Below are 14,180 nucleotides of genomic sequence, written 5' to 3'. Positions count from 1 at the left end.
TTTAAAATTGAGCTGTTTTTGGGTCAATTCCAAAAATAGAGGCATGGTGTCAGTTTATTTTTGAAGTTTTCTTCGCAGCCGCGCCGATACATGCCATGCTGATGGAGTCACCGGCCAAGCAGCCATTTTGCGAGCACGTGCTTGTTGCCTTTCATACGCTGATTCAACATAACCCCGGTTCCAATCGGGTAATTACAAGCGCAAACCGTTCTTCAAGTAACCAGAAAAAAAGCTTTTCGGAAATTTGGAAGCCAGTAATGGAAATAGCTGTTGGGAACAGAAAATGGGTGTATCAGTATGACGGACAGGACAACACAGACTTCAATAGTAAAAAAGGCATTGAGAAGAACTTTTTACCTCTTCAAATGAATGGTCCAGTTACGTGATTTCAAATCGGTTGTTTTAATAATCAGCTTCTGCTTTCCCTCATCGAAACGGTATTCTTTACCTTCTTCCAATGCGGTACCCTGGGCCTCTACACGTTTTGGTTTTTGAGAGAGGTGAATCACAAAGAGAGAAGGAAGGTGCCTGCCAGTGAGATTGACCGCAATCTGTTGACTGGTCTGGTGTACCCGTAAAGTGCTCGGTTGTTGATCCTGCGTGTCAAAAACGGTAAATTCACTATTGCCCGCCGGATAGACGAGCCAGGTGAGGTAGTTGGACGATGTGCTGTCACCGATGCCGTTGTAGGATCTTTTGATATTCATGGGAACGATCGCACCTTCTTTGATAAAAACAGGGTATTCTTCCAGAGGAATGTCTTTGTGTAAGGTTAGCGGGCCCTGCACCACCTCCCGGTCATGGAACCAATACCGCCATTTTCCTTCGGGAAGCTGTACTTCGTGTTTCGTTTCATCTTTATAAATCGGGGCAATCAGCAAATCCTCCCCAAACAAGTAGTGGTATTTGCCCTCCACAGGTTTTTGCAAAACACGACCTCCCTGATGACCGGTGACCACGTAATGATACATATAGGGAACCAGTTCGGTGTGGAGCCAGGAAAACTTGCGGATGATCTCCAGCTCCTGCGGGCTGCGTTTCCAAAGGGCTCTTTCGCCATGGCCGCCATTGAGGAACAACCCGCAAAAGGCAGAAAACTGCGCCCAACGAATATAGAGACGAGGGGGAATGGTACTTCCTGAAAACCCGGCAACATCCGAACCGATGACATTGTATCCAAGTTCAGCGCTTTTCAGAATGCTCTCAATGGCCGACTCAAAGCCCTGAATTCCGTCGAGGGCAATATCTTTTCCCTTTTCATCGCTCAATCCGTTTTCTGTTTTGCTCTGCCAGTAGTGTTTCTGATCACCCACCCAGGTTACGGGCGCCGCATCGATGGGAGCAAATCCTTCGGGATGAAAACCCCGATCCATGGCCCTTGCCAGGGTCACAAATTCCCGGTTTACCTTCAGTCCGTTTTCGTATTCTTTTCGATAGTAAAGATCCATGTATTGCCGGGTGCTGAGCCAGCCTCCATGCGTCTTTTGGTAAAACAGAGGAAGCGGGCCCAATTGCCTGCGAAACAGCGTACCGGTGCCGTCCAGTTTCCAGCCATCGATCCCATAGTCCAGTACTTTTCTCTGCAGGCCCGTCCACCAGTTCATGGCTTCCGGGTTGGTGTAATCTATAAAGCCCCCCTTGCCTTTCCACCATTTGATCTGGCTGTTGCTGCCTGCCACATAGCCTTTTTTCACTGCTTCATTAAACCATGGCGAGGAATCTTCTATTTTGGTATCCTTATTGTGGCTGTCTATCATGGAAGTCATCCACAGCACGGTGCGGTAGCCTTTGTTTTCCAGCCCGTTAAACCATTTCGCCGGATCGGGGTATTTCTCTTCATCCACTTCAAAATCATTGTAACGGAGGCTCCATGGACTATCGATGAGTATCGTACGAACCGGAATATCGTGCTTTGCGTATCCTTCCAGCAGCTCATCCACATAGGTTGCCGTATTCTGATCGTCTTCCCATAGCCAGCATTCCAACGCCCATGCCGGCGTGAGGGGCGGATTTCCATGCCTCTGCGCATTGAAGGGAATTCCCCACATGGGCAGAAAAAAATAAAAGTAGCTGATTACAGCCAGTACCAGCAGAGTAATTAACAGGTATTTTTTCATTTTTGCAGTTGACTATGGACTACCGGCAGGCAGCCAAAGGGCCTAATAAACATAGATCGGATTGGTGTACACCCAGGGAAGCCATTCTTTCCGCAACAGTAATCGGGCTACCACCCGGTAGTTCCCTTTCCGGCCTTTCGTTGCATAGCTATACGTGTAGGTATTATCCTTGCTATCAATGAGTTTGCCATCCTTAAACAATTCAAACCTGACGGGGAAGGGCGACACGGCCTGTAATCGTACCGCTTTCTCCCTGGGTACGGAATCGCCCATCATGGCATTGAAACTGCCCGTTGCGTCCGTAGAGAAAAACTGAAATCCATCTGCTTCCGCCAGACTTTCGAAGGAAATGTAGGCATGACCATTGACCAATTGATTCTTCAATGCCCGGCTCGAAAGGGTGTCACTAAAAATATGGGTATTGTCGAAATTGAAAGAATGAAAATAGGTATCGAGTTCCATTTTAAAGGCCCAGCCAGCGACATCCGGCTTACCAAGTAGTAGTTTTTCTTTCCATCCAGGCTTGTTGACAGCAATCGTTTTGGAGTTGGACCCCACCCACTCCACCTGGCCATCCGGAAGGTACCGCGCTCGGATGCTTTGATTATTGTGCGCATCTACCGCGGCCATGCCCACGATCCTGCGGTGGCTGTTAAGCGAATCCCAGAGCGCCAGTATTTTGGTTTGTTCGTTAAATAATTCGCGGTAGCTCCAATGCCGGTATGCACCGCTGTTGACCATGCCGTTAAACAGAAAGGCGAGCGGATTTTTTTCATCAATCAGATCCGTATGAATATTGTATATTTCCATTCCCTGATAATCCGGATTACCCCAATCGTGGTCGTCTTCCGAGTGCAGGTAAAACGCCATTCCTCCTTCCTTTACCACATTTCGGATCAATTGATTCCGATCCTGCGTCCAGTCCAGAATGGTGCTTTTCAGAGGATTGACCATCATGCTTGCTCCCGGAGACTCGGTCCCGGATTCAATCACTATTCCTTCAAAAGTGCCGTGAATGCCCCGCGGGAAGGTGTCCTGGTCGGAGATGCGATGGTCGGCCAGGAAAATAAAATTGAGCTTTGCCTGCTGAGCGGCGGGAAGTATTTCTGGCAACACTCCCCGGCTGTCATGCGAACGGTAGGTGTGTGAATGCAGCACCCCCTTGTAATCCTTCAGGGGGATTTGCTTCGCGGGCTTTTTATATTTCCTCCAGAGTGCGGTTCGCTCTGCTTCCAGTTGCGGGTAAACGACGTACCGATTCCAGAGGGGCCTAGCCAGGACAAATACCAGTAGTGCTACAAAGAGCACCGCAAGTGCCTTGAGAATAAAATAAACTGTTCGAACAGTTTTGCTGGTTGCTTTCATGTTTGTTAAAGAAGATGTATCAGGCCCTCAGGAAACGTTTGGTGTCGTGTTCCTCATGACCATTGCCTATAGAACTGGCATTGTGGTAATATGTACTACTCAACACCCTGGCCGGCAGGCCCAATTCGTATGTTTTTATCTCCGGGCGCCTCCCATCGCAAATGTAAAAACCTTCTTGCAAGCCAAAGACTGCATAGCCAGCTCCGCTACTTTAAGCCAAAGAAATGTTTTGTTAATTTCACCGGCTTTGAAACGGTCATTCAGCATCGCTGACGATGTTAAAATTAGCGATTTACCAACTCAATTAAGATTCATTGCGTAAAAATTGGTTATTTCTTGCTTCTATCAATTGCCGGAGAAAGACTCAGTTATTCACCCTCACCCTGATGAAGAAAGCAGTAATAATTTCAACCATAGTTCTCGCATTGCTATCGGCGACAGTAGCCTGGTATATTTACCTGGACAAATCCACTTTTAAAAGACCGCAAACTCCCACAAAACCATATCCATATTACAGCGAAGAAGTCCGCTTCCGTAACGACTCCGCCAACGTGACACTGGCTGGCACACTCACATTGCCTTCAAAGGAGGGCAGCTATCCGGTGGTGATACTGATCAGCGGTAGCGGCCCGCAAAACCGGGACGAAGAGATCCTGCAACATAAACCCTTTCTTGTTCTGGCTGATCATCTGACCAGAAATGGAATTGGCGTGCTGCGATACGATGACCGGGGTACCGGGGAGTCGACGGGAGATTTCAAAACAGCCACCTCCCTTGATTTTTCCAAAGATGCAGAAAGTGCGGTGCAATTCCTTAAAACCAGACAGGATATTGACACCACCAAAATCGGCTTGGCAGGGCATAGTGAAGGTGGATTAATTGCACCCATGGTGGCTGCAAGATCCGGAGATATTGCCTTCGTCGTATTAATGGCCGGCCCGGGTATGGAGCTTAAAAAGGCGCTGTTATTGCAAGATGGGTTGATTGCAAAAGCTTTTGGCATGTCAGATGCTAACGTCAAAAAATTGGTTGGCATAAACGAAAAGGCTTATGACCTGGTGATACAATCTACCGATCTCGAAAAGCTTAAAACCGACATGACCAGGTTTGTGAACGACCATATTTCTGAAATTCCGGATAAGCTTATTACCGAGCAAATGACCCGGGAACAATTTGCCGCTGCCCGAATTGAGGGTCTTTCGTCGCCCTGGACACAGTTTATGCTTAAATATGACCCGGGAAAAACATTGGAAAAAGTGAAATGCCCCGTTCTGGCCATTAATGGTGAAAAAGATATGCAGGTGGTTCCGGATGAAAACCTGGCTGCGATCTCGCTGGCCCTTAAAAAAGGTGGAAATTCTAATGTGACAATTAAAAAAATACCTGATTTAAACCACCTCTTTCAGGAATGTGCAACTGGTTCTCCCAAAGAGTATCAAGAAATTGAACAAACCTTTTCTCCTGTTGCGCTCAATGAGATTTCCAGATGGATTTTGGGATTAAAATCATAATTCTTTTCTCAGATAGGATTAAACGTTTACACCCCTTCCCTACTTAATCCAAAGACACTTTTACTAAATTCACCTCTCCTACATTTTTAGTCTCCGCTTTATCGATTTTGTAAACAATGGGGTCAGGGGCGCTGCCGGTGTAGATCCCGTTCATAAACTGGCAATTTAGGATGGGTGATTCTATCAGAATAAGTGATTTGCCATCTCCCATCAGATTCATCGCGTAAATATTGTTTATTTTTCCAAACAAAGGAGTTTGTCCATAACCCTTGCCGCCTACCAGTAACGTGTAAGGACTTCCGCCGTATGGTGGAGGGGTATCCGGTCTTGCCTTGGTAATGATTCCATTGATATACACATGATGAATACTTGCCTCGTCGCTTGCCCGGATGGCCACACCGGTGTAGTTGGTCTGGCAGTTGGTAATAAATATCTGTTCCGTATCGTCTTCCGGGCCGTTCCATTTTGTGGAAGTAACCTGATAGGAAGCAATATCCCCGTTGGCGTGGTAAAAGGGCGGAACATCCAGACTGGAAAGAGCAACCAGATCGTCCCCGTTGATGCCCGTGATATTGTTGATCCGGAAGTACTTACACCCATGTCTCAGATTAATCCCATCCTTGTTATAAACCTTCTTCGCCACGCCGTCGACGGTAATGTATTCCGGGTTGTTGAATATCAAGTCGGATAAGTTCACGTTCCGTGCACGTTCAAAGCTGATCGCCCAGGCATGTGAATTTTCGATCTTTACGTTCTTCATACTAAAGCCATCCACATACGCCATCTGTATCAGGTTATTGCGCCAATCGCCCTTTTGCCGAACCCCCTCTTTTCCCGCATCGGTTCCATAACTCACCCTTCCCTTATCTGGCGTCCGCGTCAGCGTCCGATATGCGTCGCCGGTTGCCCGGGGATTATCAGCACCTTTTAAGAGCACCTCTCCCATTCCGACAATACTTATATTGGACGTCCACACAGGGTTCGCGATGCCCACCCCTACGTTGTCGCTCCTGAACATATTGTCCCTGCACGCATCCGAGAGCTGAATGATACAATTATCCAGTATTACCGTCATATTACCCGGTAACAAAATAGCGCTGTCTATTTTCCAATGTTTTGTACCATTGTTATTCCGCTTCGGGATCACGATTTTGTTTGTCGTCCCCTTAGCCGCCGCAATAGCAGCCTGTATCCGCTCAATATCACTGCCTTTAAATTGATTCGGCGAGATATCTTCTACATCTTTCAACCCGGCATTTTTGCTTGTTGAAACAGTTCTACCACCGTTTCCGGCCGTCTTTGTATTTCCTTTTAAACTTCCTTGTGCCAAAAGAGAAGGGTTAGCGGATACCAGCGCAATAATAAATACTAGAATGAATTTCATAAGAATAGTAATATGGACACGGCACTGCTGCTTTCAATGAATCCTAAATTCTTGATGACAAGACACGGCAGCGACCGACCGCCTCAAAACGGTGGACTATGATTCAAACCCGCCGGCCCTGTCTTATCCGTTGTAAACTTATGTAATTATTGGCGAATTTAGCACTTGAGTTTGGAATTGAGGTAAATGGTTTTGCCGCAAAAAATGGCAAGAACGTCGCAGACTGTAAAGCATCTTCATAACCAATTTTAAGACCTGCGCAAAACGGACGCATTAACATCAGATGCAATCAATCACCAGATCAAAAGCTTTGCAGCGGTTGTGTTAGTTGCGGTCTGGAGACTGGTGAGGCACTGTGAAGTTTTAGAGACAACCGGAAACAAGGTTTACTACAGGTCAAGTCTGATTTTTCAGTTTTGAATCAATGATTTACTACCGCTCAAAGCCATCTCCTCCAATTTAGCTAAAACCTCGTGATACTTATTCGGGATACCAGATTTCCTGGATCCAACCAACGTTCTTGGATGTTTGGTTTGAAATGTTAACTCTGGAAGCGATCCGTCGCTCACACTTAACCTTTTCAAAAATCCATCCGGCAGAATATCGACTCTATTTGGATTAAAAACACTATCAATCCAACCATCATATTTTGTTCCAGTCAGGAAAACTACCATATCAGGCTCCAAAATCTCTATTTCCGCCTTGAGTAAATGAAACCCAGCTACATTCTTTGCCTGGAGGTCGATATCTGGTGTTGTGCTTTTACAATCAAACTTGGAAATGTTCGTCCATAAAAATCCATTGGTTTTTCTTGTTACGCCCGTGTCGTTACCGTTTATCTTGCAAAAGAGACTTCTTGAAAAATTCCAGAATGGACTTTTCAAATTTCGCAATGGTTTTTCATGGCCATAACATGCTGTTTTACCCAAATTAAAACCTTCATATTTCGCCTGGAGCTCAGCAGCCGAAAATTTGTTAATCATCTGATGCCAACCATGTGTTTCCTGACCTACAAACAAAACCCTTTTGTTTACCGTAGCGTATTCCGGAAAAACGTGCATTAAAAGGGGTGAAGAAACGGTACTATCCCATTCCTGGCTGTACAGGGGTTCCAGGTAGGTTTGATAAATTCCTTGTAGTTTTTGGTTGAGTGTAGCAGTGATCACTGGATTTTTTTGGGTTAAAATGAGAACTATTGTAAAATGGGTCTCTTCGTTGGGTCTGGTATCAAGTTGATTATTAACGGTATAAAGTTACAATGACAAGTTCACACACCTTCGATTGCAAATAGAGTAGTAAGTCAGGATTTCTTCTAAATTCCAAGCTTTCCTCTTTCTGTCAAAACGTCCCTAACCGCCTGCAAGGCTTCCGGAACAAGTTTGTTTTCTACTAATATGTCGTGCAGTTCCTCATCCGAATACTTGGAAAAACGATCCCTGAATTTATCAAATTGCGCATGCTTTCTCCTTTTCGATGACATGTCATCTTGCACAGATGTAGGCCCCATCAGCTCATACACCGCCTTATTCATTCTTTCGAAGTTAAATATGTAGACCAAAACCGAAATGAAAAAAGAAACTGGCTGGAAACTGAGCAGAAGATTTCCCACTCCAACGCTCCAGGTTCTCTCCGTCAACGTAAAATTGATGAAATTGATGATTCCAAGGAAAAGTGTCAGAATCAAAACATATTTGAACAAATGCCTAAACAGAAAGAAACAAACCCAATTCAACCCTATTGCCAAAAATGCAACATAGTGTTTGACTGTAAATTCAAATTCATAGCGCTCACCGTTCATTTCAACCGTTCTACCAAATGATGTAAAAAACGTAGAAATGCACATGCAAGACAAAATGATTACAGGAATCAGCTGTTTATATTTTGTGAATAGGTGCTTGTACTGGACCATGGAAATGCAAAAAGTTTTAAATATTAGATGCTAAAAATAAATTTCTACCAAGGAATTAAAATTCGCGAAACACGAGGCATTACCACATTTTTAGTAAATTATTAACCTTTCAGGACGGTTCAAGACGGTAAACTGTCTTAGTACGTGATTTTTCAAATTGCGCATGACTGGCCAGTACCATCAGATGAAATCAATATCCAGACCACTGCTTCGCACCAGTTGTAATACTATCGGTCTGGATACCAGTGACACCCTGCGGCAGTCTGGATATTACCGCCAACTGGGGCACAATACTATCGGCTATGACGAAAACGTCCACAAAGCGCGAAACCTCGCTTATTCCGATCAGCTTTTAGGCGCTGCATTTATTCGTTATTAACTCGATTTAGAATAGTCGGTATATCATCAAATGTTGTAAACCAAATTATTGTCACACTTAATTCTTTCATAAGTTCTTCGTTTAATTTATGATGTCTATTTAAAAATTGATCTGCACCTTTCAAGTTATCAATAATTTGTCTTCTCTCAATTCCTTTTTCGGGTTTTGAATAAGAAAAATCATCAAGTGTCAACCTGCGCATAAATGCGAAATGTCTCGCCTGTTCCATATTCCTAGCTGATATATCCAACAATCTTCTCAGATTTGGGTCCGTCATCGACAAACCAATCATTAAGCAATTATTCTCCCTGAGGTTATAAAGTTGAATAAGGTTCGACCAATGATACGAGTCCGAATAAATATGATGATATCCTTCCTCGGAAAATACTAACGTGCTTTTCTCTAATGAAGTATATTTTGTCTTGTCTTCTGGTAAAAAGCCATGAACGTGATAGATCGGAAGTTCATCAGGATCTGAAAGTTCATTTTCAGTATAAATACTATGATGTCTGATGGACTTTGCTTCAAGTTCTCTTTCAAGTAAATCATCAAAGTTGCATGTCACAACAGCCTTAACTCTTGCTCCTGTTTGTCTTGGCATACATAAATTTGAGATAGACTTGATTAAATCAGAACTAATTACTTTCTTCGAGTCACGTAATTTATACAGATTGTCAGTTATGGTATTAATGAACAACTTATCTTCAATTGATTCTTTTGTTAATCCCTTTCTCAGATATCGTGCTGCCATTAAAGCAGATGGCTCATCAACATCATTAAGCCTAGATACAATTTGGTTAATATCCGCTTCAGAAATTGTTTCAGTGTTATTGAACTCATTAGTCAAATAAGACACGAAAAGCGAATTAAGTAAAGTATTCCAGTCTGGCATACCTGCACTGCTTGACACTCCAGCTCCTAAAAATGTAGAAAACTGTCTCTTTTTATAGGCTTCAATTAGAAGCTCAATTCTCTCTTCGCGTTCCTCTTTCCAATTTCTTATTTCTTTACTTACTACATTTTCAAGTCTTAATGAAAAAAGATTATCTGCAATTTTATTTGCTTCCTTTCGATGTTTTGAAACAATTTTATTTAATTCCTCCGGACCCCAAAGTATAATCTTGACTTGTGGAGACAAAATAGACAACTCATTTAGTATTCTCTCTCTTGTTCTATCAGAAATTGATTTACCATTAATAATTAAAATATTTTTGAAGTCATAAATAACTTCTTGTCTATGGAGCCTACTCAGGAATTGCTCTACAAATATTCTTGGCGGTATGCGGTCAAGATTTAATTTTATTTCAATTATAGTTTTCCCTTCTATTTCATCAAAACCATCTTCTGCTACTGCATCACCTGGCATTCGATAATTATCACTTATTGTAAAAGGTTTTTGTTGAGATTCGAGATGATATTTTAACAAATTTAAAATAAAGGTCTCAAACGAATAATAGTTTCGAGGACTATTTCCAATAAATTTTGAAAGAATTTGATCAATAATCATATTTTTTCTGCGTGTCGTTTAACAGTCACATCTTACAGTTTTCAAATTTACTATGGCCGAATTTTTAGTACGAATGTTTATATGGAGCACAAAAATATTTGTCTACCTCTTAACTGTCTCCGGAGCACGAAACCCAATCTATTACAAATGTGCTCTTAGTGGCTGGCGTACTCTTTATCCGAGTATATCACTCATAATTATGTCAACTAAGTACGAAGATAGTTGGCAAACAAAACCTATAACAACAAGCGAAACTCCAAGTAAAGAAAAACATGTTGATCTTATTTTATCTCTATTCATGTGGACATCCGTCCCTGTAACTTGAACAACAGGTTGTGTTGAATGGCTAAGCGAATTGATGAAAAGTTCATGTACGTCAATTGCTATTCTCATGGAACTGATGTAACTACTTAAACTGAAAGCAAGAATAACTGTCCCGATAATATTTGCTATAAGTCCGATAATGTTTAGCGATGTTGATACCATAGTTTATGGTTTTATTTGAAAAAGTTTTCCTATAATTTCTGTTTGAACGTAAGTTAAATACTCTTCATAAAATGTTGCGGCTCTAACATTCGTTAATTTGCCATCTGTGTCCGGGATGTTAATGCGAAACTCGTCCTTCACAATCCACTTAATCTTTACGTAGAACCTACTCTCGTCCGTAATCGTTTCTTTATTTTGCCCATTTTCAATTAGACAATGAATCAACGTTTGTGTAACAACACCGATGCCTTTTACTCTAATTGTCCGAGAACCAGATTGGTTAGATTTTAGATAAACGATGTCCCCAGCTTTAAGCAAAGAAACTGCATCATACAGGTCCTTAGCACTTTGATAGTCCCAGCCGATGGCATAGTTTCCATCGTTAAAAAAGTCATCTTTCATTTCGCGTCCTTCCCAACTAGAACCTGCTCCAAAAATTGCCATAGTTATTTTCTTGTTCGTCTGTTACTGTTGTCGTGTCGCGAAATACTTGCCACTAACTCAGTAATATCCGAAAGTAATGTCTATCTTTTTTGCACTTATTAAAACTATTCAAACACCTGATACAATTAATACAGGTGATAATGTCTGACTACGGTATAGTTTCCCAAAACTACCAAACGAAACATTGAACCCCTCCCTCCCTAGAAATTTACGAACATAAGATTTTTACACCCCCTTAAGACCAGCCCAAAACCGGGATATCCTTTAACCCTTCGAAGCAAACAAGACGCAGAAACTGCAGTGGGAGATAATAATAACATTTTCATAATTGAGGGAGGATTATATAATTTTCCCTAAATAGCAAAATAATTCTAACTTGTAGAAGTAAAAGCCTGAAATATTTATTCAATGGGACGAGCAGCTAACGATCACGAATGCCGTACTGGCCGCATCGCATCGAAGATTTCCTGCGTCATTGTCTATGCATACCGAGGCCGGGTGGTTACAAAAAACAGGGTGACTTACCTCAGCAAGTCACCCTGTGTCATCGGCGCGGCACGGTTAGTGCGGCCACGCAATAGCATTACTATGGAACCAGCACAAAAGAACTGACCGTTTCTCGGTCTCCGATGGCCAGCCGTACGGGTGGAAACCTGGAGCAGGTCGAAATCTATCTCCGGTCCAAAGGCATCGCAGCAGTTGTATTCTCAATTCTGCCTCTAATTAAAAAAGCCGCATGGACAATCCATGCGGCTTTTTCGCTATGGCTAGAATGCCTTACAGCTTGACGAATTTCCTGTAGATAGCGCCGTTAACAGTTAGCAGACGGATAAAATAAGTACCTGGCAACAAATCACTTACCGGGATACTGATTGTGGTTTCGTTTTCGCTAAGTAGAAAATTACGTAAAATCTTACCGTTTACTGCTGTCAGTTCTACGCTCAGCGCTTTTTGAGGGAATGATAACGTCACCTTTTCCACGGCGGGATTAGGATATGGGTAAACCAATACATCAAAATTCAGCGCTTTTATTCCATATCTGGTGGCCTTTCCGTCGATGTCTACCTGCACAAGCCTGTAATAGTTTGTGCCCTTTTCTGGCGAGCGGTCATACCAAACATAGTTTCGTTTAACCGGGGAAGATCCGCCTACTTCAACAATGCCGATCACTTTAAATGTTTTAGCATCGGTTGCGTGTTCAATAGCGTAGTGGCCGTTGTCTTTTTCAGATGCCGTTGACCACTCCAGCTTAGCGGTATTATTTTCGGCTTTAACGGAGTAGTATATAAGTGTAACCGGCAAAGTTTGCTGATAGGTAATTACAAATTGCTCTGCCGCTATGTTCCCAGTCAAAGCCGAACTCAGGGCCTTGTTTTCAGCAATATCTACCGTCACAGCCCCGAAAGCAGCGGGGATGAGATCAAAAGTATAGGTAGTGCCGCTACCTGAAAATCCGCTGATTGTGGCATTACCGGGAGTTATGTCCCCTGCATCAAAGCCTGTTACAGCCTCCGAGAAAGTTACTGTAAATGGAATTGGCGAGTCAAGTGTGGTTGCGCCAGATATGCCTGCGCTACTGCTGATGGTAACCGATATGCGCATCTCAAACTGGGTTCTATTGTCAGCGCCAAAACCCAGGCCAAAATCGTATGGTGTATTCACGTCTACCGGATGAATCCAATTGGCAATTTTCCTGATATCAGCCAACCAGGTTGCTTTTGTCCCGACTTCTATCTTAGGATAATACTTTTCATTCGCATAACGCGTACTGGGATTACTGTTCGTTACAATTGCAACCGAATAATCTTCCATCCCCGGGGGCAACTCGCTGTAAATTATGCTGGTAGTCTGTGTAACTAATCCGGAAACTCCGGTTGGATCATAAAACCAGTTATTGTCCCCTAGGTTACTTATTCCGGTGGTTCTGAGATTATTGAAAGCGAATATAAATGACGGATTATCATCATCACCCTGGTAGATCAACAATTGATCTCCTGTGTTATTATTCCAGGGCAATGAAGTGACAGGAGTTTGAGTCCAGCCCGAGAGTGTTAACACATCTCCGGATGAAAGTGCTGTACCGTCACCTTTAGTTGCAGACACGGTTTTGGACGTGTTAGAGGCCATGTCAATCTTGAATATGATCACCGTACCCGCCGGAACATCCTTGGACAGCTCCCACTGAAGGGTTCCGTCCAATGTCGTACTAGTAGTAAATTTACTGGGCGTACCCACGATCCAGCCCCGGTCTGTTATTTTAATAATCTCATCTGCTGCAATTTTGCTGAGTGCAAGTACTGCAAAACTGCGTGTTGTAGTTGGAGTTGCATCAGCAGCTGCATTCATCCCGATTACCACCAGATCGCCTTTAGACAAAGCGGCATTGGCATTTGAGGTTCCTGTTAAAAGCGCCGGAAAAATGAACAAAAAATGAAATACGTATTTTAATGTGTAGTGTTTTCTCATATAAATAAACTTTCTAAAGATTGAATAATTGTTTTGTGACAGGATCATAAAAATGTAAAGGGTATGGGTAAGAAACACTGAAAAACTGCATGTTCTCATGCATGGTGGGCACGGTTTTGCCTGTTGATGCAAAAGTGACATTTGCAAACAAAATTCGATTCTAAACAAATACGGTGTAGCGTTAGCAACTCTATGGCCCGCCTCGCGAACCTTCTATATCTTTAACCAGAAGCTATACGGATTATTCCAATAGAAAGAAATATTCGCCTTAAAGGATACAACAGGCATTTTACGCAGGCGCGTAGAAGCAAAAATAACATTTGAATAACGTTGAGTAATATTTAAAAAAATCAGAGATTATTATCAATTATTTGAAATATGTTCGAAAATTACTAGAACTATTTGACATTAACAATAATATTCAATCGAAGCTTCATTACACCGATTTAGGTTGTAAAAAAGCGCAATAGGCGGCACCTTCTTATTGCGTGCTATAGTACTGAATGATTCGAGCGGACTGCCGACAATCACCTTTTCCATCACGGCAATCTCAACCCCTTTCCCTTATATTTGACCTGCTTTACATTTACTCTGGCAAACCACATATTTATT

At 42.8% G+C, this 14,180-nt stretch carries 10 protein-coding genes; 2 read left to right on the top strand and 8 right to left on the bottom strand.

Annotation, left to right across the window (positions count from 1 at the left end):
* Positions 1-353: 353 nt before the first annotated feature.
* Both DYADSP32_RS28345 and DYADSP32_RS28340 read right to left on the bottom strand, forming a co-directional pair.
* Complete coding sequence (locus DYADSP32_RS28345) at positions 354-2,117, bottom strand: TIM-barrel domain-containing protein (RefSeq protein ID WP_149239608.1); 1,764 nt, start codon at positions 2,115-2,117, stop codon at positions 354-356.
* 42 nt (positions 2,118-2,159) lie between these two features.
* Positions 2,160-3,482, bottom strand: a complete 1,323-nt coding sequence (locus DYADSP32_RS28340) for a hypothetical protein (protein WP_149239609.1) — start codon at positions 3,480-3,482, stop codon at positions 2,160-2,162.
* Between the two features lie 386 nt (positions 3,483-3,868).
* On the opposite strand from DYADSP32_RS28340, the gene DYADSP32_RS28335 reads away from it, so the two are divergent.
* Entirely contained in the window at positions 3,869-4,993 is a 1,125-nt protein-coding gene (locus DYADSP32_RS28335) for an alpha/beta fold hydrolase (RefSeq protein WP_149239610.1), read from the top strand.
* 43 nt (positions 4,994-5,036) lie between these two features.
* On the opposite strand, the gene DYADSP32_RS28330 is transcribed toward DYADSP32_RS28335, so the two are convergent.
* The 3 genes from DYADSP32_RS28330 to DYADSP32_RS28320 all read right to left on the bottom strand — a co-directional run bounded on the left by DYADSP32_RS28330 (position 5,037) and on the right by DYADSP32_RS28320 (position 8,220).
* Positions 5,037-6,377, bottom strand: a complete 1,341-nt coding sequence (locus DYADSP32_RS28330) for a glycosyl hydrolase family 28 protein (protein ID WP_149239611.1) — start codon at positions 6,375-6,377, stop codon at positions 5,037-5,039.
* Positions 6,378-6,787: 410 nt separating this feature from the next.
* Positions 6,788-7,396: a hypothetical protein gene (locus tag DYADSP32_RS28325; RefSeq protein WP_149239612.1), complete on the bottom strand. Its 609-nt coding sequence runs from the start codon at positions 7,394-7,396 to the stop codon at positions 6,788-6,790.
* Positions 7,397-7,689: 293 nt separating this feature from the next.
* Positions 7,690-8,220: a hypothetical protein gene (locus DYADSP32_RS28320; protein WP_149239613.1), complete on the bottom strand. Its 531-nt coding sequence runs from the start codon at positions 8,218-8,220 to the stop codon at positions 7,690-7,692.
* Positions 8,221-8,449: 229 nt separating this feature from the next.
* On the opposite strand from DYADSP32_RS28320, the gene DYADSP32_RS28315 reads away from it, so the two are divergent.
* Complete coding sequence (locus DYADSP32_RS28315; RefSeq protein WP_414618129.1) at positions 8,450-8,665, top strand: hypothetical protein; 216 nt, start codon at positions 8,450-8,452, stop codon at positions 8,663-8,665.
* On the opposite strand, the gene DYADSP32_RS28310 is transcribed toward DYADSP32_RS28315, so the two are convergent.
* From DYADSP32_RS28310 to DYADSP32_RS28300, 3 genes are all read right to left on the bottom strand, one after another.
* Positions 8,652-10,172 (bottom strand): SIR2 family protein, encoded by a 1,521-nt coding sequence (locus DYADSP32_RS28310; RefSeq protein WP_149239615.1) that lies wholly within the window; start codon positions 10,170-10,172, stop codon positions 8,652-8,654. The genes DYADSP32_RS28315 and DYADSP32_RS28310 overlap by 14 nt on opposite strands.
* 489 nt (positions 10,173-10,661) lie before the next feature.
* A complete protein-coding gene (locus DYADSP32_RS28305) occupies positions 10,662-11,102 on the bottom strand; it encodes a hypothetical protein (RefSeq protein ID WP_149239616.1) in 441 nt (146 codons plus the stop codon).
* Between the two features lie 777 nt (positions 11,103-11,879).
* The gene (locus tag DYADSP32_RS28300; protein WP_414618128.1) at positions 11,880-13,568 is read right to left on the bottom strand and encodes a T9SS type A sorting domain-containing protein; all 1,689 of its coding nucleotides are present in this window, start codon (positions 13,566-13,568) and stop codon (positions 11,880-11,882) included.
* Positions 13,569-14,180: the final 612 nt, after the last annotated feature.

This window comes from Dyadobacter sp. 32, assembly GCF_902506755.1.
Lineage (GTDB): Bacteria > Bacteroidota > Bacteroidia > Cytophagales > Spirosomataceae > Dyadobacter.
Note: the sequence above shows the minus strand (reverse complement) of the source record. Positions and strands in the feature narration are given on the sequence as shown.